Raw genomic sequence first — 19,231 nt, 5'->3', positions numbered from 1 at the left:
CGGGGGCGATTGTGGCATCCCGCAAAATAGCCGGCATGTCCCCTCACCTGCTGATTCCCATGGCGGCAAGCCAGGCGCCCGGCTGCGACGCGGTGGCTGCCGGTCTCAAGCTGCCGCAACTCGACCGCCTGCTCTCGCGCCTGACGCTCAGCCACACCGACGCGGGCCAGGAAACCGATTTCGCCCCCCCGCACGAACGCGCGCTGGCGCGTGCGCTCGGCCTGCCGGAACCCGCCACGCCCTGGGCCGCGGCAACGCAACCGCTGGATAGCGGGGGCTGGGCCTACCTCACACCCTGCCATTGGCAGGTGGGCGCGGACCATGTCACGCTGCTGCACCCGGCGCAGTTGCAACTGGACGAAGCCGATGCGCGCGCACTGGTGGACATCCTCGCGCCTTGGCTGGCGCAGGACGGCATCGCCCTGAGCTACGAGCAGCCGACTCGCTGGCTGGCGCACGGCGAAATCTTCGAAGGCCTGGAATGCGCGTCGCTGGACCGCGTCATCGGCCGCGACGTGCGTGCCTGGATGCCGCGAGGCCCGCGCTCCACCGAAGTGCAGCGCCTGCACAGCGAGGTGCAGATGCTGCTCTATACCCACGCCTTCAGCGAAGCACGCGCCGCCAAAGGGCAGCTGGCGGTGAATGCCTTCTGGGTGCATGGTGCGGGCAGACTCGCCGCGCTGCCGGCGCAGCACGATGCGCCCGACATGCCGGGCGCGCTGTTCGACGCCGCACTGCAGCAGGATTGGAGAGCCTGGGCCCGCGCCTGGCAGCAGCTGGACAGCGGGCCGGTGGCTGAACTGCTGCGCCAGGCAGCAGCAGGCGCCCCCGTCACGCTCACCCTCTGCGGTGACGCCAGGGCGCTGACCTTCACCAGCGAGCACCGCGGGCTGGGTGCGAAAATTCATGGTATTTTCAGTCGCCAGCGCTTTGCTGACCTGCGCAAGCAGCTATGAAAATAATCACCCGGGACGTGCCGCCCCGCCAGGCCTGGGCGCTGGAGCAGGCGGGCGTGCATCCGCTGCTGGCGCGGCTGTATGCTGCTCGCGGCGTGCGCAGCGCCGCCGAGCTCGACGACGGGCTCCGGCACCTGCTGCCACCAGAGGGCCTCAAGGGCCTGGCGCCGGCCGCCCGCCTGCTGGCTGATGCGATCGCACGCGACGCCCGCATCTGCATCGTCGCCGATTACGACTGCGACGGCGCCACCGCCTGCGCCGTGGCGCTGCGCGGTCTGCGCCTCTTGGGTGCGCGCCACGTCGACTACCTCGTACCCGATCGCGTGGTCGATGGCTACGGCCTCACACCGCCGATTGCGCAGCGCGTTGCCGCCAGGGGCGCCGATCTGCTCGTCACCGTGGACAACGGCATTGCCAGCGTCGCGGGCGTCGCCGCCGCCAAGGCGCTGGGCCTGCAGGTGCTGGTGACCGATCACCACCTGCCAGGCTCCGAACTGCCCGCGGCCGACGCGATCGTCAACCCCAACCAGCCCGGTTGTGGCTTTGCCAGCAAGGCACTGGCAGGCGTGGGCGTGATGCTGTATGTGCTGATGCAGCTGCGCACGGAACTGCGCGCGCGCGGCCGCTTTGATGCCGCCAGCCAGCCGCGTCTGGAGCCGCTGCTGCCGCTCGTTGCCCTGGGCACGGTGGCCGACGTGGTGCCGCTGGACGAAAACAACCGCCGCCTGGTGGCTCAGGGGCTCAAGCGCGTACGCGCTGGCCAGATGCCTGCGGGCATGGCCGCCCTGTTTGCCGCCGCCGGACGCAAGGCGCAGCAAGCCGCCACCTTTGACTTCGGCTTTGCGCTCGGCCCGCGCATCAACGCCGCCGGGCGGCTGGCGGACATGACGCTGGGCATCGAATGCCTCAGCACCGACGATACGGGCCGCGCCCGGGAGCTCGCGCAACAGCTCGATGCCATCAACCGCGAACGCCGCGAGATCGAAGGCGGCATGCGCGAGCAGGCGCTGCAGATCGCCGCCGGGCTGCTGGATGTGGACGAAGCACCGCCGCCCGCGATCAGCGTGTTCGATGGCGAATTCCACGAGGGCGTGGTCGGCATCGTCGCCTCGCGCCTGAAGGACCAGTTCCATCGCCCCACCTTCGTCTTCGCACCCAGCGCTGCGCCGGGGCACACGCATGAGCTCAAAGGTTCTGGGCGTTCCATTCCCGGCTTTCACCTGCGCGACGCGCTGGACCTGGTGGCCAAACGCCATCCCGACGTGCTGCTGCGCTTCGGCGGCCACGCGATGGCCGCCGGCTGCACCATTGCCGAGGCGCATTTCGAGGTCTTTGAGCAGGCCCTGGCGCAGGTGGCCCAGGAGTGGCTGGATGCCGCCACGCTGCTGCGCCGGCTGGAAACCGATGGCCCGCTGGCACCCGAATACCTGCGCCCGGACCTGGTGGACATGCTCGCGCACGAGGTCTGGGGCCAGGGCTTTGCGCCGCCCACCTTCAGCGACCGGGTACAGGTGCAAAGCCAGCGCCTGGTGGGCGAGGCGAAAAACCACCTGCAGGTCAAGCTGCTGCACCAGGGCCAGCCGGTGGACGCGATCTGGTTCAACCACACCGAGCCCCTGCCGCAGCAGGTGCTGCTGGCCTATCGTCTGGACATCAACGAATGGCGCGGCGAGCGGCGCGTGCAATGGCTGGTGGAAGGAATGCAGGAGGGAGGTTGAGCGTTGAGCGTGAATACCGCGATGCGCCCCGACTTTCCCACGCTGAACGCTCAACACCCAACACTCAACCTCCTCCTAAAATGGACCGCATGTCTACCCCCTTGCGCGCCGACCTCCACTGCCACTCCACCATCTCCGACGGCACACTCACGCCCGAGCAGGTGGCCGAGCGCGCGCAGGGCCGCGGCGTGCAGCTCTGGGCGTTGACGGACCACGACGAAGTGGCTGGCCAGCAGCGCGCCGCAGCGCGTGCGCGCGCACTGGGCATGGATTACCTGGCAGGCGTGGAAATCTCCATCACTTTTGCCGATACCACGGTGCACATCGTCGGGCTGGGGGTAGACCCGGAAAACGCCGCACTCGTTGAGGGCCTGCGCGCCACGCGCGAGGGTCGCGACGAGCGCGGGCGCGAGATGGCCGCGCAGCTGGAAGCTGTGGGCATACGCGGCGCCTACGAGGGCGCGCTGCGCTACGCCGGCAACCCGGCGCTGCTGGCGCGGCCGCACTTTGCGCGCTACCTGGTCGAGCGCGGCGTGTGCCACGAGGTCAGCGAAGTGTTTCGCAAATACCTGACCGAGGGCAAGCCCGGCTACGTGCCGCACCGCTGGGCCAGCCTGGCGGATGCGGTGCACTGGATCCGCGGTGCGGGTGGCGTGGCGGTGATCGCCCATCCGGGGCGCTACCGCTTCACCGCCAATGAGGAATACGCGCTTTTCACCGATTTCAAGGCGCACGGCGGGCAAGGCGTGGAGGTGGTGACCGGCAGCCACACCACGGCCGAATACCAGGAGTACGCCGACATGGCGCGCGAATTTGACCTGGCGGCATCGACCGGCAGCGATTTTCACAGCCCGGACGAATCGCATGCCGATCTCGGCTCTCTGCCGCCGCTGCCCGCCGGTCTCACGCCCATCTGGGAATTGCTGCAGGAGCGCATCCAGCGCGCAGCGGCACACTGAATCTCCTCCCATGGCCCAGTATTTCGAAGTCCATCCCGACAACCCGCAGCCGCGCCTGCTCAAACAGGCGGCGGCGCTGCTGGCCGGTGGCGGCATCCTTGCGGTGCCCACCGATTCCAGCTACGCCTTCGTCTGCCAGCTCGACGACAAGAGCGCCGTGGACCGCATCCGCCGCCTGCGCCAGGTCGATGAAAAGCACCACCTCACGCTGATCTGCCGCGATCTGTCGGAGCTCGCCACCTACGCGCACGTGGACAACCGCCAGTACCGCTTGCTCAAGCTCGCCACGCCCGGCCCCTACACCTTCATCCTGGACGCGACCAAAGAGGTGCCACGGCGGCTGAGCCATCCGCAGCGAAAGACCATTGGCCTGCGCGTGCCCACGCGCGCCACCACGCTGCAATTGCTCGAGGCACACGGCGCGCCGCTGTTGGCCACCACCCTGATCCCGCCCGGCGAGACCGAGCCGCTCAATGACCCGGAAGAAATCCGTGAGCGCTTTGAAAAGCTCATCGACGGCATCATTGACGCCGGCGCCTGCCCGCTGGAGCCGACCACGGTGCTGGACCTCACGCCCATGGGCAGCGGCGGCGAGCCGGTGGTGCTGCGCGAAGGCCGGGGCACCCTGCAGGCGCTGGGCTTGTAACAAACGCCCGTCACGGCAGACCGCCGGTCTGCGAAAATCCCCCGCGTGAACGCCGACGCCATTCAAACCATCCTCATCTACGCCCTGCCCGTGCTGTTGTCCATCACGGTGCACGAGGCAGCCCACGGCTACGCCGCGCGCCACTTCGGCGACCGCACGGCGGAAATGATGGGGCGCATCACCCTCAACCCGCTCAAGCACATCGACCCCATCGGCACCATCGTGATGCCGCTGTTCCTGTACTTCGCCACCTCGGGCGCCTTCCTCTTCGGCTACGCCAAGCCGGTGCCAGTGAATTTCGGCAAGCTGCGCAACCCCAAGCGCGACATGGTCTGGGTGGCGCTGGCCGGGCCGGCCTCCAACCTGGCGCAGGCCATAGGCTGGGCGCTGCTGCTGGTGGTCTACGCGACCCTCGGCGTCACCGAGCCCTTCTTCGTCAAGATGGCCCAGGGCGGCATCCTCGCCAATCTGGTGATGTGGGCCTTCAACCTGTTCCCGCTGCCGCCGCTCGACGGTGGCCGCATCCTCGTCGGGCTGCTGCCCTGGCGCCAGGCGCAAGCCGTAGCCCGGCTGGAGCCCTGGGGCTTTTTCATCGTCATGGCGCTGGTGCTCGTCGGCATCGTCGGCACCTGGTGGCTGCAGCCGCTGATGGAGCTGGGCTACTGGATGATCCACCTGCTGTTGATGCCGTTTGCCGCGCTGCTGAGTTGATTTTTTTATGTCCATCACCCGTTTTCTCACCGGCATCACCCCCTCCGGCACACCGCACCTGGGCAACTTCGTCGGCTCCATCCGCCCCTCCGTGGCCGCCAGCCGCAACCCGCAGGTGCAGAGTTTTTACTTTCTCGCCGACTACCACGCGCTCATCAAGACGCAGGAGCCCGCGCGGGTCAACCGCTCCACGCTGGAAATCGCCGCGAGCTGGCTGGCCTGCGGGCTCGATCCCGAGAAGGTCACGTTCTACCGCCAGTCCGATGTGCCGGAGATCCCCGAGTTGACCTGGCTGCTGACCTGCGTGACCGGCAAGGGTCTGCTCAACCGCGCCCACGCCTACAAGGCTGCGCAAGACAAGAACCACGAAGCCGGGCGCGACCTGGACGACGGCGTCAATGCCGGCCTGTTCATGTACCCGGTGCTGATGGCCGCCGACATCCTGATGTTCAACGCGCACAAGGTGCCCGTGGGGCGCGACCAGGTGCAGCACCTGGAGATGGCGCGCGACATTGCGTCGAGTTTCAACCACCTCTACGGCGAGCATTTCACGCTGCCCGAGGCGGCGATCGAGGACAACGTCGCCACGCTGGCCGGCCTCGATGGCCGCAAGATGAGCAAGAGCTACGACAACACGATTCCGCTGTTTGCCTCGCGCGCACAGTTGCAGAAGCTGATTGCCACCATCGTCACCGATTCGCGCATGCCCGGCGAACCCAAGGAGGTGGAAGGCTCGGCGCTGTTCCAGATCTACCAGGCCTTTGCCACGGCCGAGGAGACGGCGGCGATGCGCCAGGCCTATGCTCAGGGCATCGCCTGGGGCGAGGCCAAGCAGTTGCTGTTCGAGCGCGTCGACCGCGAGCTGGCCCCGATGCGCGCGCGCTACGAGGCGCTGATGGCGCAGCCCGATCAGGTCGAGGCGGCGCTGGTCGCCGGCGGCGAGCGTGCACGCGCACTCTCGCGCCCCTTTATCGAGCGCCTGCGCGCGGCCGTCGGCCTGCGCTCGGTGGCGGCGAAGGTGGAGCACAAGGGCAAGGCCAGGGCATCCGCCCAGCTGCCCAGCTTCAAGCAGTACCGCGAAAAGGACGGCAAGTTCTATTTCAAGTTCGTCGCGGCCGACGGCCAGTTGCTGCTGCAAAGCACCGGCTTTGACGCCCCGCGCGAAGCCGGTCAGGCCATCGCCCGCCTGCAGCACGAGGCCGGCGCGCTGCAGGCACTGGCAGCGCAATTGCAGCCCGCCGAGGGGGTTGCGCCAGCCACCATCGCGGCGGCATTGGCGTTGTTGGGTGCGTCGCTCAACGATCAATGATTTACTTGCTTTGATAGCACATACCGCATACCTATATTGCGCAAATACCATAAATCATTGGTATTTTTCAAGGAGTCGCCATGCGCATCGCAGCGGTAGATGACGATCCGCTTCAGCTGGAGTTCTACGCCCGGGTCCTGGACACCCAGGGCCATGGCTTTCACGGCTTTGCCAACGGCGCCGAGCTGCGCCGCCAGTGGCGCCGCGAGACCTTTGACCTCCTGATCGTCGACTGGCAGTTGCCCGATGCCAGCGGCCCCGAGCTGGTGGCCGAATTGCGTGCGCAGTCGGGCGCCGCGATGCCCATCCTGTTCGTCACCCACCGCGACAGCGAAGCCGACATCGTCGAAGGCCTGGCCCGGGGCGCCGACGACTACATGACCAAGCCGGTGCGCGTGGGCGAGCTCACCGCCCGCATCACCGCGCTGCTGCGCCGCGCCTGGCCTGCGCCGGCGCAGGAGACGCTGAATCTCGGGCGCTACCGCTTTCTCACCACGCAACGCGTGCTGCAACTGGACGGCCAGCCGCTGGCCTTGACCGGGCGCGAGTACGACCTGGCGCTGCTGCTGTTTTCCAACCTCGGGCGGCTGCTCTCGCGCGACCACCTGCGCGAGGCGGTCTGGGGCCACAGCGCGGAGGTGATCTCGCGCACACTCGACACCCACGTCTCGCGCCTGCGCCAGCTGCTCGATCTGCAACCCGCCGGCGGGCTGGTGATTACCGCCGTCTACGGCATTGGCTATCGCCTGGAGCAGGTCGCCGCCGACACCCCAAGCGCTCGATGAGCGCGCTCTCGAACTCACAAAAATCATAGCTTATTGCGCATGCTGGTCATGCGCAAACGCCTGTTTCAACCCTTAACACTGAATCAACCATGGCCGGAGCCACCCTTCTGACCCTGCTGGACGACATCGCCGCGCTGCTGGACGACGTGGCGCTGATGACCAAGGTGGCGGCCAACAAATCCACCGCGATGGCCGACGATGTCGCCGTCCTAAGCAAGGTGGCGGCGCAAAAGACCGCCGGCGTGCTGGGGGACGACCTGGCGCTCAATGCCGAGCAGGTCTCGGGCGTGCGCGCCGAGCGCGAGCTGCCCGTGGTCTGGGCCGTCGCCAAGGGCTCGCTGGTGAACAAGGTGATCCTGGTGCCGGCGGCGCTGGCGATCAGCGCGCTGGCGTCCTGGCTTATCACGCCGCTGCTGATGCTCGGCGGTGCCTACCTGTGCTTCGAGGGCGTGGAAAAACTCGCGCACAAGCTGCTGCACCACGGCGCGCCCCATGACGCCGGTGCCCCGCCGGCCCAGGCCCATGCGGCCACCGATCTGGCGGCGTTTGAGAAAGAGCGCGTCAAGGGCGCCATCCGCACCGATTTCATCCTCTCGGCCGAGATCATCGTCATCGCCCTGGGCATCGTGGCGCTGGCGCCGCTGTCGCAGCAGGTGGCCACCCTCAGCGTGGTGGCGCTGGCAATGACGATCGGCGTCTATGGGCTGGTGGGCGGCATCGTCAAGCTCGACGACATCGGCTTCTGGCTGCTGCGCAAACGCGGCGCGCCGGCGCAGGCGCTGGGCCGGGCGCTGGTGGCGGCCGCGCCCCGGCTGATGCGTTTTCTCTCCGTTGCCGGCACCGCCGCCATGTTTCTCGTCGGCGGCGGCATTCTGGTGCACGGTGTGGCGCCGCTGCACCACGCGGTGGAGGCTGCGGCGGCCGCCGTGGCGCAGGGCGCGCTAGGCGGGCTGTGGCGGCTGCTCGCCACCAACCTGCTGAACGCCGTCGCCGGCATGGCGGCCGGTGCGCTGGTGCTGGGTCTGGTCTCGGTGGTTCAAAAGCTGCGCGGCGCCTGAGCACGTGCCAGCGCTCCTCGCCGGAGCCAAACGTCAACAATGGTGAAGCGCTGCCCATCGGTCGCCCTGGGCACGCGCCAGCGACTAGCATTGGGCTGAAGGGACGACAGGCGTGTTTCATATCCAATCCCGGCTTGCAGAGCGTGCTGGCGCGGCACCCGCGGTGCTCGCGCTTTTGGCGCTGGCGTTGTCCGTCCCTTTCGCCACGCGCGCCCAGGATGCAGGGGCGGATGGTCTGGAACATACCGTCGTGGCGGGCGACACGCTGGAGGCACTGGCGCGCAACTACCTGGATGACGCTCGCCAATGGCCCGCCCTGCAGCAGGCCAACCGGATCGCCGATCCGCGCCGGCTGCAGCCTGGCAGCCGCATCCTGATCCCGAACGCGCTGCTGCCCACGCGCCCTGCCCGGGTGCAATTCACGCACGGACAGGTGCAGGCCACGCTCCCCGGCACGCAAGCCCCTCACACCCCTGCGGCAGACCAAGCCCTGCCCGAGGGCACGCGGCTGCAGACTGGCAGCGACGGCTTCATCAGCATCCGCCTGTTCGATGGCAGCACCGTGCGCGTGCAGGCCGATACCGAGCTGCGCCTCTCGCGCCTGCGCAAACAGGCCCGGCCCGGCAGCGCACAGTCCGTCATCGAGCTGCAGCGTGGCGTGATCGAGCCTTCGGTGCCTGCGGCCCGCGATGGTTCACGCCGGCTTGACATCCGCACACCGAGCGCCACCGCCAGCGTGCGCGGCACGCGGTTTTCGGTCGGCGCGGAGGAAGATGCGCGAACGCTCACCGCCGTCACCGAGGGCACGGTGGCGGTCCAGGGCAGCGTGGGCGCCACCGCCCTGGTGCCGCACGGCCAAGGGTTGGCGGTGGCGGCCAATGGCCAGGCCGGCTCGCCACAGGCCCTGCTGCCCGCGCCTGACCCCACGCACTGGCCGGCAAGCGTGCACGATGCCGACTTCCTGCGTCTGCACCTGCCGCCCGTGCCGGGCGCCAGCGCCTACGAAGTGCAACTGGCACGCGATGCCGATTTGACCCAGGTGCTGCGCGCCGCCACCAGCCGCAGCAGCGATGCCACGCTGCCCGCCGTCGAGGACGGCGACTATCAATTGGCGCTGCGCGCCATCGATGTGCAGGGCCTGCCTGGCCAGAGGACGGTGCGGCCGCTGCGCGTCAAGGCGCACCCCATCCCGCCGCTGTACGCCGCGCCCGCCAGCGGAGCCATCCTGGCAGCCGGAAAGCTGCGTCTGGTCTGCACCGGCGTCGCCGAAGCCGGGCGCTACCGCCTCCAGCTGGCGAGCGGCGGCGATTTCGGCCAGCCTCTGCTGGACACCAGCACCGACGGCGCCTGCGAAGCCACTACCCCGGCGCTGCCACCGGGCCGCTACCAATGGCGCGTCGCCAGCCTGCGCCGGCTGGCCGACGGCCACTGGGACCAGGGTCCGTTTGCCGCGGCGCAAGGCTTTTCCGCAGTCGCACCACCGCAGGCGCCGGCCACTGTTGAAGTGCGCGGCGCCACCCATCTCTTCTGGCCGGCCCAGCCGGGGCAGCGCTTTGAACTGCAGGCCGCTGCCAACGCCGATTTTTCACCACTGCTGGTCGATGCCACCCTGGATCGGCCGGAATGGTCTGCCGCCGCGCTGCCGCCGGGCCGCATCTGGGTGCGCATCCGCACACTGGATACCTCGGGCCTGACGAGCGCGTTCTCCACGCCGCACCTGCTGACCATTCCCGCCCGGGTACAGGCGGGCGACGGCCTGCCCGTCACCAGCGGCGATGGCCAGTCGCTGCAACGCCCCTGAACGTCACGCAGCCAAGGCTGTAAGCTCGCCGGATGATGCAAGCCAGTAGGCGCGAGCGACGCCCCTACCTGCGCGAATGGCTGACGCTCTCGCTCGCGCTGCTGGTCTTCGTGGCGCTGGCCAGCAGCCGCGGATCGCTGGCGCGGCTGGACCACCTCGTGCAAGACTTGGGCAGCCGGCTGCTGGCGCAAGCCGCCGCGCAGGACATCGCCGTGGTCGCCATGGATGACCGCAGCATTGCTGCCATCGGGCGCTGGCCCTGGCGGCGCGCACTGCACGCCGAGCTGGTGAACCGCATCAGCGCCCAGCACCCGCGCGCCATCGGCCTGGACATCCTGCTGGGCGAAGACGACCCGGACTATCCGCAGGACGACGCCTTGTTGGCACACGCGATCGCGCGCAGTGGCCGCGTGGTGCTGCCGGTGGCGCAGCGCGGCCAGGGCAGCACCGACGCGGCCGACCTGCCGCTGCCGGCGCTGCGCCAAGCGGCGCGCCAGATCGGCCACGTACAAGCCCAGGTGGATGCCGACGGCATCACGCGCGGCGTCTTCGAGTACGAGGGGCCGCAGCCAGCGCCCTGGCCGCATTTCAGCACCGCGCTGCGCTGCGCCGGCGCCCAGGCCGAGCCTGCCGCCTGCCGTGGCAACGCACTGCCCGCAGCCGGCCCCTGGGTGCGCGAGGAGCTGCGCTTGTTGCGGTTTGCGCGCGGTACGCCGCCCTTTCCCACCTATGCCTACATCGACGTGCTCAAGGGCCGCGTGCCGGTCGACGCGTTTCTCGGCAAGTACGTGCTGGTGGGCGCTACCGCCACGGGGCTGGGGGATTTTTTCGCCGCTCCCGTCGCCTCGGGCTCCGAGCGCATTGCCGGGGTAGAGCTGCTGGCGCACGCACTGCATACGCAGCTCTCGGGGCTGGACATCCGGGCAGCCAGTGCGGCGCAGGCCACCGCATTCAACACCGCACTGGTTGCCGCCGCCCTCGCCGGGCTGTGGCTGCTCGGCCCCTTGGGCAGCCTGCTCGCCTGCGCCCTGCTCTGGTTGGCGGCCATCGCCCTCACCCTGCTGGCGCCCGGGCTGTGGGGGCTGCAATTGGCGCCGGCTGCGGCGCTGGTGGGCATTCTTGCCGCCTACCCGCTCTGGAGCTGGAGGCGCCTGAGCTTTGCCGCGCACTTTCTGCAGCGCGAGCTGCGCGCCTTGCGCCAGGACGGCATGCCGGCGGCGCAGGACAGCACGCCGCCGCTGCTTTCCGCCGACCGACTGGAACAGCGCATCCACGCGGTGGAATCGGCAACGCAGCAGTTGCGCGATCTGCACCGCTTCATCGCCGGCAGCCTTGAGCACCTGCCCTCGCCCACTTTTGTCTGCGACCAGGCCGGGCGCATCACCTTGGCCAACCAGGCGGCACAGGCCTTCGCACAGCAACAAGGCAGCCTGCAACACCAGCCATTGATGGAGGTGCTCGCCCCCCTCGTGCGCCCGGAAGGCAGCCAGCCACTGCTCAGCCAGTGGCCGCCCCAGCCCTTGTCCCAGGAGGGGCGCGACCGCCAGGGCCGGCGCTGGCTCATGCTGACCAATGCCTTCGCCCAGCAGACCGAGCAGCACTGGCTGGTCACGCTGGTGGACTTGACGGAAATGCGCCAGGCGCAAGAGCAGCGCGACCGCGCGCTGCACTTCATCTCGCACGACCTGCGCGCTCCGGTCGCCTCCATCCTGACCCTGCTGGAGATGCAGCGCGAACTGCCCAACCCCATGCCGGAGTCCGAGTTGCGTGCGCGCATCGAACGCCATGCGCGCACTGCGCTGGAGATGGCGCAAAACTTCATGCAGCTTGCCAGCGCGCAGACGCAGGCACTGCGGCGCACGCCGCTGGACCTGGCCATGCTGCTGCAGGAGGTAGTGCAGCAATGCTGGGCCCTGGCGCAGGCACGCCAGGTGACGCTGACCTGCGCCGCCCTGCCTGCGCAAGCGCCGTGCGAAGGCGACCGCCATCTGCTGCAGCGCACCCTCACCAACCTGCTGACCAACGCCATCAAGTTCACCGCGCCGGGCACCGAGGTGGCCTGCAGCCTGCGACCGCAGGGCGCGCTGTGGGAGATCGCCGTGCGCGACCAGGGTCCGGGCATCGCGCCCGAGAGGCAGACTGAGTTGTTTCAACCGTTTCGGCGCCTGCATGGCGCCAGTCATCCGCAGATCGAGGGCGTGGGGCTGGGGCTGGCCTTCGTGCATGAAGTCGCGCGCCGCCACGGCGGCAGCATCCAGGCGCAAAGCGACGGCCTGCACGGCAGCACCTTTGTGCTGCGCCTGCCGATGGCATGAGCGCCTGACGAGACAGTTTCGGGGTTTTCCCTGTATCGCTTCGACACACTGGGGTTGGTGCAGCATCAGGCACTACACTTGTTCGCAAAACAACAGCAGCGCCGGCGTGCGCTCACTCAAGGGGACATTTGTTGGCAACGCAAAGTGCAGGTGCGCCGGCAGAAGGCGCGGTGCTGACCTGCGAAAAGGTCAGCCGCTGGTTCGGCGGGGTCAGGGCACTGTCGGAAGTCTCACTGGACATCCGCCAGGGCGAGATTTTCGGCCTGGTCGGCCCCAATGGCTCGGGCAAGACCACGCTGGTCAATTCCATCACCGGCTTTTATCCGCCGCAGGAAGGCGTGATCCACTTCGAGGGGCAACAGATCAACGGCGTGCGTCCGCACCGCATCGCCGCGCTGGGCATCGCGCGCACCTTCCAGAACGTCGCGCTGTTCAAGGGCATGAGCGTGCTCGACAACATCCTGATGGGCCGCCACACCTTCATGCACCCGAGCGCGCTGGCGGCGCTGTTTTACTGGTGGTGGGCGCAGAAGGAAGAGCTGCGCCACCGCGACAAGGTGGAAGAGATCATCGACCTGCTGCAGCTGGAAAGCGTGCGCGATGAACCGGTCGAAGTGATCCCGCTGGGCATGCAGAAACGCGTCGAGCTGGCGCGCGCGCTCGCCGCCGAGCCGCGCATGCTGGTGCTGGACGAGCCCATGGCCGGCATGAATCAGGAAGAAAAGGAATACATCGTGCGCTTCATCCTGGACGCCAAGGAAGCGCTCAACCTCACGGTGCTCATCATCGAGCACCACATGGACGTGATCACCGCCATCTGCGACCGTGCGCTGGTGCTGAACAACGGCCGCATGATCGCCCAGGGGCCGGTGCGCGAAGCGGTGAACCATCCGGACGTGATTGCCGCCTACATCGGAGGAGGCCAGGATGCTGCGTGAAGATGCCTCGGGCCTGCAAGCCGCCCAGCCGGGCAACCCGCACACCAGCGCCAATCCCGGTGACCACCTGATTGCAGCGCTGGCCGCCAACGCCAAGAACCACGGCAACAAGATTGCCATGCGCGAGCGCGATCGCGGCATCTGGCAGGAAACGACCTGGGAAGACTACCTGCAGCACACGCTGGAGGCCGCCGCCGGTTTGCAAACGCTGGGCCTGGCCGCGCACGACAAGGTGCTGGTCGTCGGTGACAACCGCCCGGCGCTGTACTTCGGCATGCTGGGCGCCATCACGCTGCGCGCCATCCCCTCGCCCGCCTACCCCGACTTCACGCCCGAGCAACTGCTCGGGCAGCTGCAGCGCGAAGGCGTGCGCTTTGCCATCGCCGAAGACCAGGAGCAGGTCGACAAGCTGGTGGCGCTGCGCGAGCAGTACAAGGGCCTGCAGTGGATCATCTACGACGATCCGCGCGGCCTGGCAGGCCATGAACCCGAAGGCACGATGGCCTTCACCGAGCTCGCCCGGCGCGGACGCGAACGCCTCCAGGCCGAACCCACGCTGGCCGACAATCTGCAACGCCGCCCGCAGGCGGACGATGTCGCCATCCTGCTGCACTCTTCGGGCACCACCGGCGCGCCCAAGGGCATTCCGCTCAAGCACCGCCATGTGCTGTTCGCCGTGCGCAGCGCGGCCCAGGCCGGCTACTTTCGCACTGGCGAGACGCACATGGCCTACATGCCGATCGCCTGGGTGGGCGATTTCATCTTCACCATCGCGGCGGCGCTGGCGCTGCAGTTCTCGGTCAACATCCCGGAAAAGCAGGAGACGGTGCAGCGCGACCTGCGCGAGATCGCGCCCACGGTGTACTTCACCTCGCCGCGCGCCTGGTCCACCATGCTCACGCGCGTGCAAGTGGGCATCGCCGAATCCACGCCGCTCAAGCGCTGGCTGTACCAGCGCTTCATGCCGCTGGCGGTGGATATCGAACGCGCGCGCCTGAAGGGCCGGGAGCCTGGCATCGGCCAGCGTTTCATGCGCGCGCTCGGCGAGTTGCTGGTCTACGGTCCCGTCAAGGACCAGCTCGGCCTCTCGCGCGCGCAGCACGCCTACACCGCCGGCGAGGCCATTGGCGAAGAAATTTTCCTGTTTTTTCGTGCGCTCGGCCTGCCACTGCGCCAGTTCTACGGCCAGACGGAAAATTCCGCCTTATGCGCCGCGCAGGAAATGGGTTCCGTCAAGCTGCACACCGTGGGCAAGCCCTTCCCCGGCATCGACTTGAAGATCAGCGACAGCGGCGAGATTCTGGTGCGCGGCGGCAACGTCTTCGACGGCTACTTCCAGGACGATGCCGCGACCGCCGAATCACTGCAAGGCGGCTGGCTGCATACGGGCGACGCGGGCTACCTGGAAGATGACGGCCAGCTCGTCGTGCTCGGACGCGTCTCGGAGGTGATCTATACCAAGGGTGGCCAGCGCTTCATCCCCACCTTCATCGAGAACCAGCTCAAGTTCAGCCCTTACATCAAGGACGTGTGCGTGCTGGGCGACGGGCGCGATTACCTCGCGGCGCTGCTGGCCATCGACTGGGAGGCGGTGGGCCACTGGGCGCAGGAACGCGGCGTGACCTACACCTCATTCTCCGAACTGTCGCAGCAAAGCGGCGTGTACGACCTCATGGCGGGTGTGTTCGCCGCGGTCAACGCCAAGCTGCCCGAAGGCACGCGCATCCGCCGCTTCGTCAATCTGCACAAGGAGTTCGATCCGGATGATGGCGAAGTCACACGCACGCGCAAGCTGCGCCGAGGGGTGATCGCCGAGCACTATGCGGACATCATCGAGGCGATTTACGCCGGCAAGAGCGATATTGAATCCATAGCGCACATCACTTATGAAACGGGCGAAACAGGCGTATTGAAGCGTCATCTCGCGATCCGTGACGTGCCTGTGAACGCGGGGGCTGCCGCATGAGCTATTTTCTTGAACTGCTGGTCAACGGTGCACTGACCGGCCTGATGTACAGCATGGTGGCGCTCGGCATCGTGCTGATCTACAAATCGTCGGGCGTGCTCAATTTCGCGCAAGGAGCGCTGGTGATGATGGCCGGTTATGGCGTCTGGCTCTTCACCAGCTGGGGGTTGCCGCTATGGCTTGGGGCCATCGCGGCACTGGTGGCGATGTTCGTGCTCGGTCTGGTGATCGAGCGCTTTCTGCTGCGCACCATGGTGGGTCAGCCCATCATCATGGTCGTGATGCTGACACTGGGGCTGGATGTCTTCCTGCGCGGCTTCGGCCCCGGGCTGCTCGGAACCGAACCCAAGCAACTCGACATCGGCCTGGGTCTGGCGCCCCTCATCATGGGCGATGTCCTGGCCAATCGCACCTATGTGGTGGGCGGTGCCATCGCGCTGGTTCTGATCGGACTGGCGCTGGCGTTCTTTCGCACCCGCCTGGGCACCAAACTGCGCGCCGTTTCCGACGATCACGTTTCCAGCTGGTCCGTCGGCATTTCCGTGGAGCATGCGGTGGCCGTCTCGTGGGGCCTGGCCGGCATCTGCGCGGTGGCCGCGGGCACGATGTGGGGCTCGGCGCAGGGGGTGGATTGGTCACTCACCGCGCTGCTCTTTCCGGCCGTGGCGGTGGTGATTCTGGGCGGCATCGACAGCATCGTCGGCGCGCTGCTCGGCGGCCTCATCCTGGGCATCCTGGGCAGCGTGATTCCGGGCTATGTCGATTCACTGGTGGGCGGCAGCACGCGCGACGTGGTCACTTCGGTCGTGATCCTGCTCACCATCCTGTTCCGGCCGTACGGCATGTTCGGCCGCGAAGACATCGAACGCATCTGAGGGACTCCTGTCATGTTCTACCGCCTCTCCGGTGTCTACCACACGCGCTACAGCCAGACGCGCCAGCTCTGGCCGATTCCCGCCGACCGCTGGCAGGTCGGCATCGTGGCTGCCCTAGCCCTGCTGGCGCCGCTGTACATGTCCACCCTGTACCTGTCCAGCTACATGCTGCCGTGGCTGATCTTCAGCAGCGCCACGCTGGCGCTGACCCTGCTGATGGGCCTGGCCGGGCAGTTGCACTTCGGCTTTGCAGCCGTCATGGCGATCGGTGCCTACACCAGCATTCACCTCACGCGCTTTGGCGTGCCCCTCGAATTGGCGTTGCTCGGCGCCGGTCTGATGTCGGCCGTGATCGGCTGCGTCTTCGGCGCGGCGGCGCTGCGCGTCAAGGGTCTGTACCTGGTGATGGCGACGCTTGCCATGCAGTTCCTTGTGGACTGGGTCATCACCAACGTCACCGTGATTTCCGGCGGCGCAACGGCAACGCTGCAAACCCCCAACGTACGCTTTTTGTTCATCCCGCTGGAGAGCCTCACGGCGCGCTACTACCTGGCACTCGCCTGGACGGTAATCGTGGTGCTGTTCATCCTCAACATCAAGCGCACCAGCTTTGGCCGCGCCCTCGTGGCAGTGCGCGACAAGGACTTTGCCGCCGCCGTGATCGGCGTGAACATTTTCAAGTACAAGCTGCTCGCGTTTTTCGCCAGCTCGTTCCTGGGCGGCATCAGCGGCGCCATCCTGGCCTTTTGCTTCTACAAGGCGGTCACGCCCTCACAGTTCAATTTCGACGTGACCATCCAGCTCGTCGCGATGGCGCTGGTGGGCGGCCTGGGCAGCGTGATCGGCGGCTTCCTGGGGACTGGTTTCGTGCTCTTGATTCCGATAGTGCTGCTCAACCTGATTTCCTGGATCGTCAGCAACGGCTGGCTCGACGTCTCGACCTCCCTGATGGCACACATCCCGATGATGCTCTATGGCGCGATGATCATCGGCTTCCTGCTGTTCGAGCCGCTCGGACTGGCAAAGATTTACGATAACGCGCGCAAGTACCTTCTGGTCTGGCCCTTCCGCCATACCCAGAGTTGATTTCCCAGAGCTGATTTTCGTCAACCACCCCAAGGAGACATCACCATGAACCATACCGATCTGGCACTGCGCCGCCGTACCGTGCTCGGGGCCGCAGCGGCTTCCAGCTTGGGCGCCGCGCTGCCCGTCTGGGCCCAGGGCAAGGACCCCATCCAGTTCGCCACGCTGCTGGATTTCACCCGCGTCTACACCTTCCTGACCGATGAATACAGCCAGGGTCAGCAGGACTACATCAAGCTCGCCAACCTGGAAGGCGGCATTGCCGGTCACCCGATCAAGATGATCATCAAGGATCACGCCAGCTACCCGGAGCGCGGCATCGCGCTGTACAACGAGGCCAAGGCAGCGGGCGCGGTGTTCTTCGACTTTCTCAGTTCGCCGGTGGCCAACGCGCTGATGCCGCGCTGCGACGAGGACCACCTGCCGATGATCGCCTTTGCCCACGGGCGCGCCGACGCGGCCGACGGTACCGCGTTTCCCTATGTATTCCCCTCGGCCGCGATCTACCGCTCCCAGGCAGCGCTACTGCTCAACTACATCGACGAGCATGAAGGTGGCCTCAAGGGCAAGAAGATCGCCTTCGTGCACATCGATTCGGCCTTCGGCAAAGAACCGATCGAACTGCTGGAGCGCGTGGCCAAGACCAAGGGCTTCGAGGTCAAGCTCTACCCCTACCCGGTGCCCGGCACCGAGCAGGCCGCCACCTGGAGCGAGGTGCGCAAGAACCGTCCGGACAAGGTCATCATCTGGGGGGCGGGCCCGGGTCAGGCGGTGTCGATTCGCGGTGCAGTCACCAACGGGATTTCCCCCAAGGACATCCACTCGGTGCTCTGGCTCTCGGAGAGCGACATGTCCGCCTTCAAGGGCAACGAAGTCGTCGGCGTCAAGCGCGTGACCCTGGTGCATACCGGCACCAACAACTCCATCCTCAGGCGCATCCTGGACAAGGTCGTGGCGCCCGGCAACGGCAGTGGCGACAAGAAGCGCGTCGGCTGGAGCGGCTACAACATTGGCGTGGCAAGCATGGCCATCGCCGTGGAAGCCGCCCGCCTGGCCATGAAGAACGGCAGCGGTCCGCTCACGGGCGAGAGGTTCAAGGCGGGCTTCGAGATGCTCAAGAACTACAACGCCGAAGGCATGATGCCGCCGATCACCATCACCGCACAGGACCACCAGGGCGGGGGCATGGGCATCATTTCCGAGTGGGACGGCAAGCAATGGGCGCCCAAGTCCGACTGGGCAGCCGCCTACCAGGACGTGGTCTGGGAGCTGATCAAGGAAGACCAAGCCAAGGCCAAGGCGAAGAAATGAGCCTGCTCAACCTGAACAACGTCGAGGTCGCCTACGACCGGGTGTTCCTTGCCATCAAGGGCGTTTCGCTCGAAGTTCAGGAGGGCTCGGTGGTGGCCCTGCTCGGTGCCAATGGCGCCGGCAAGTCCACCACACTCAAGACCGTCAGCGGTCTGCTGGCACCCGAGCGCGGCGAGGTGCGCCGCGGCGAGGTGCACTTCATGGGCCAGGATATCGCCCACCTCTCACCGCCCGAGCGCGTGCACATGGGCCTGGTGCATGTGATGGAGGGGCGACGCATCTTCGGCCACCTCACGCCCGACGAAAATCTGCTTGCTGCCTATCGCGGGCGTGGCGCCAAAAAGAGCTTTGACGAGTTGCGTGAGCAGGCCTACACCTACTTCCCGCGCCTGAAGGAGCGTATCCGCAGCAAGGCGGGCTACCTCTCAGGCGGCGAGCAGCAGATGCTGGCGATCGCGCGCGCGCTCGTCACCGAGCCCAAGCTCATCATGCTTGACGAGCCCTCGCTGGGATTGGCCCCGGTGCTGGTCAAGGAAATTTTTGCCATCATCCGCGAGATCAACCGCACGCAGAAACTCAGCGTGCTGCTGGTGGAGCAGAACGCCACCGCGGCGCTGAACGTGGCCGACCACGCCTACCTGATCGAGAACGGCAACATCGTGATGAGCGGCGAAGCCGCCGAACTCAAGAAAAATCCTGATATCCAGGAGTTCTATCTGGGCGGCGGCGAGCGCGTGGATTACCACAACGTCAAGCACTACCGCCGCCGCAAGCGCTGGCTGGCTTGACGCGCTCGC

The 19,231-nt window shown here is 67.2% G+C and carries 16 protein-coding genes; all 16 read left to right on the top strand.

From position 1 onward, the window contains the following. Window positions 1-35: 35 nt before the first annotated feature. Window positions 36-956, top strand: a complete 921-nt coding sequence (locus ABS45_RS02900; protein ID WP_291552756.1) for a phosphoglycerate mutase — start codon at window positions 36-38, stop codon at window positions 954-956. Beyond that, entirely contained in the window at window positions 953-2,674 is a 1,722-nt protein-coding gene (recJ, locus tag ABS45_RS02895; protein WP_291552753.1) for a single-stranded-DNA-specific exonuclease RecJ, read from the top strand. Before ABS45_RS02900 ends, recJ begins: the two co-directional genes overlap by 4 nt. An 89-nt stretch (window positions 2,675-2,763) precedes the next feature. Next, on the top strand, window positions 2,764-3,633 hold the full coding sequence (locus ABS45_RS02890; RefSeq protein WP_291552750.1) for a 3',5'-nucleoside bisphosphate phosphatase: 870 nt from the start codon (window positions 2,764-2,766) through the stop codon (window positions 3,631-3,633). Window positions 3,634-3,643: 10 nt separating this feature from the next. Next, window positions 3,644-4,279 (top strand): L-threonylcarbamoyladenylate synthase, encoded by a 636-nt coding sequence (locus ABS45_RS02885; RefSeq protein ID WP_291552747.1) that lies wholly within the window; start codon window positions 3,644-3,646, stop codon window positions 4,277-4,279. 36 nt (window positions 4,280-4,315) lie between these two features. After that, on the top strand, window positions 4,316-4,990 hold the full coding sequence (locus ABS45_RS02880; RefSeq protein WP_291552870.1) for a site-2 protease family protein: 675 nt from the start codon (window positions 4,316-4,318) through the stop codon (window positions 4,988-4,990). Window positions 4,991-4,997: 7 nt separating this feature from the next. Continuing rightward, on the top strand, window positions 4,998-6,299 hold the full coding sequence (locus tag ABS45_RS02875) for a tryptophan--tRNA ligase (protein WP_291552746.1): 1,302 nt from the start codon (window positions 4,998-5,000) through the stop codon (window positions 6,297-6,299). A gap of 80 nt (window positions 6,300-6,379) precedes the next feature. After that, a complete protein-coding gene (locus tag ABS45_RS02870; protein ID WP_291552743.1) occupies window positions 6,380-7,084 on the top strand; it encodes a response regulator transcription factor in 705 nt (234 codons plus the stop codon). Between the two features lie 89 nt (window positions 7,085-7,173). Next, on the top strand, window positions 7,174-8,142 hold the full coding sequence (locus ABS45_RS02865) for a DUF808 domain-containing protein (RefSeq protein WP_291552741.1): 969 nt from the start codon (window positions 7,174-7,176) through the stop codon (window positions 8,140-8,142). A gap of 112 nt (window positions 8,143-8,254) precedes the next feature. Beyond that, a complete protein-coding gene (locus ABS45_RS02860; RefSeq protein ID WP_291552739.1) occupies window positions 8,255-9,943 on the top strand; it encodes a FecR domain-containing protein in 1,689 nt (562 codons plus the stop codon). Window positions 9,944-9,975: 32 nt separating this feature from the next. Next, on the top strand, window positions 9,976-12,258 hold the full coding sequence (locus ABS45_RS02855) for a CHASE2 and HATPase_c domain-containing protein (RefSeq protein WP_291552736.1): 2,283 nt from the start codon (window positions 9,976-9,978) through the stop codon (window positions 12,256-12,258). A 131-nt stretch (window positions 12,259-12,389) separates the two neighbouring features. Continuing rightward, window positions 12,390-13,196, top strand: coding sequence for an ABC transporter ATP-binding protein (locus ABS45_RS02850; protein WP_291552733.1), 807 nt, complete (start codon window positions 12,390-12,392; stop codon window positions 13,194-13,196). After that, a complete protein-coding gene (locus ABS45_RS02845) occupies window positions 13,186-15,162 on the top strand; it encodes an AMP-binding protein (RefSeq protein WP_291552730.1) in 1,977 nt (658 codons plus the stop codon). The genes ABS45_RS02850 and ABS45_RS02845 overlap by 11 nt, the downstream gene beginning before the upstream one ends. Then, on the top strand, window positions 15,159-16,037 hold the full coding sequence (locus ABS45_RS02840) for a branched-chain amino acid ABC transporter permease (RefSeq protein ID WP_291552727.1): 879 nt from the start codon (window positions 15,159-15,161) through the stop codon (window positions 16,035-16,037). The genes ABS45_RS02845 and ABS45_RS02840 overlap by 4 nt, the downstream gene beginning before the upstream one ends. Window positions 16,038-16,049: 12 nt before the next feature. Beyond that, the gene (locus ABS45_RS02835) at window positions 16,050-17,123 is read left to right on the top strand and encodes a branched-chain amino acid ABC transporter permease (RefSeq protein WP_291552725.1); all 1,074 of its coding nucleotides are present in this window, start codon (window positions 16,050-16,052) and stop codon (window positions 17,121-17,123) included. A gap of 45 nt (window positions 17,124-17,168) precedes the next feature. After that, window positions 17,169-18,434 carry an ABC transporter substrate-binding protein gene (locus ABS45_RS02830; protein WP_291552723.1) on the top strand — a complete coding sequence of 422 codons (1,266 nt, stop codon included), beginning with the start codon at window positions 17,169-17,171 and terminating at the stop codon, window positions 18,432-18,434. Further along, complete coding sequence (locus tag ABS45_RS02825) at window positions 18,431-19,222, top strand: ABC transporter ATP-binding protein (protein WP_291552721.1); 792 nt, start codon at window positions 18,431-18,433, stop codon at window positions 19,220-19,222. Before ABS45_RS02830 ends, ABS45_RS02825 begins: the two co-directional genes overlap by 4 nt. The last annotated feature ends 9 nt before the right edge of the window (window positions 19,223-19,231 follow it).

The organism is Comamonas sp. SCN 65-56 (assembly GCF_001724135.1).
Lineage (GTDB): Bacteria > Pseudomonadota > Gammaproteobacteria > Burkholderiales > Burkholderiaceae_C > Comamonas_C.
The sequence above is the reverse complement of the archived record's forward strand: the minus strand, read 5'-3'. Positions and strand labels throughout refer to the sequence as shown.

What these genes read in the sequence shown, in the direction of transcription:
- ABS45_RS02900 (WP_291552756.1), top strand. Translation starts at nt 36, where the DNA reads ATGTCCCCTCACCTGCTGATTCCCATGGCGGCAAGCCAGGCGCCCGGC.
- recJ (WP_291552753.1), top strand. Translation starts at nt 953, where the DNA reads ATGAAAATAATCACCCGGGACGTGCCGCCCCGCCAGGCCTGGGCGCTG.
- ABS45_RS02890 (WP_291552750.1), top strand. Translation starts at nt 2,764, where the DNA reads ATGTCTACCCCCTTGCGCGCCGACCTCCACTGCCACTCCACCATCTCC.
- ABS45_RS02885 (WP_291552747.1), top strand. Translation starts at nt 3,644, where the DNA reads ATGGCCCAGTATTTCGAAGTCCATCCCGACAACCCGCAGCCGCGCCTG.
- ABS45_RS02875 (WP_291552746.1), top strand. Translation starts at nt 4,998, where the DNA reads ATGTCCATCACCCGTTTTCTCACCGGCATCACCCCCTCCGGCACACCG.
- ABS45_RS02870 (WP_291552743.1), top strand. Translation starts at nt 6,380, where the DNA reads ATGCGCATCGCAGCGGTAGATGACGATCCGCTTCAGCTGGAGTTCTAC.
- ABS45_RS02865 (WP_291552741.1), top strand. Translation starts at nt 7,174, where the DNA reads ATGGCCGGAGCCACCCTTCTGACCCTGCTGGACGACATCGCCGCGCTG.
- ABS45_RS02855 (WP_291552736.1), top strand. Translation starts at nt 9,976, where the DNA reads ATGATGCAAGCCAGTAGGCGCGAGCGACGCCCCTACCTGCGCGAATGG.
- ABS45_RS02845 (WP_291552730.1), top strand. Translation starts at nt 13,186, where the DNA reads ATGCTGCGTGAAGATGCCTCGGGCCTGCAAGCCGCCCAGCCGGGCAAC.
- ABS45_RS02840 (WP_291552727.1), top strand. Translation starts at nt 15,159, where the DNA reads ATGAGCTATTTTCTTGAACTGCTGGTCAACGGTGCACTGACCGGCCTG.
- ABS45_RS02835 (WP_291552725.1), top strand. Translation starts at nt 16,050, where the DNA reads ATGTTCTACCGCCTCTCCGGTGTCTACCACACGCGCTACAGCCAGACG.
- ABS45_RS02830 (WP_291552723.1), top strand. Translation starts at nt 17,169, where the DNA reads ATGAACCATACCGATCTGGCACTGCGCCGCCGTACCGTGCTCGGGGCC.
- ABS45_RS02825 (WP_291552721.1), top strand. Translation starts at nt 18,431, where the DNA reads ATGAGCCTGCTCAACCTGAACAACGTCGAGGTCGCCTACGACCGGGTG.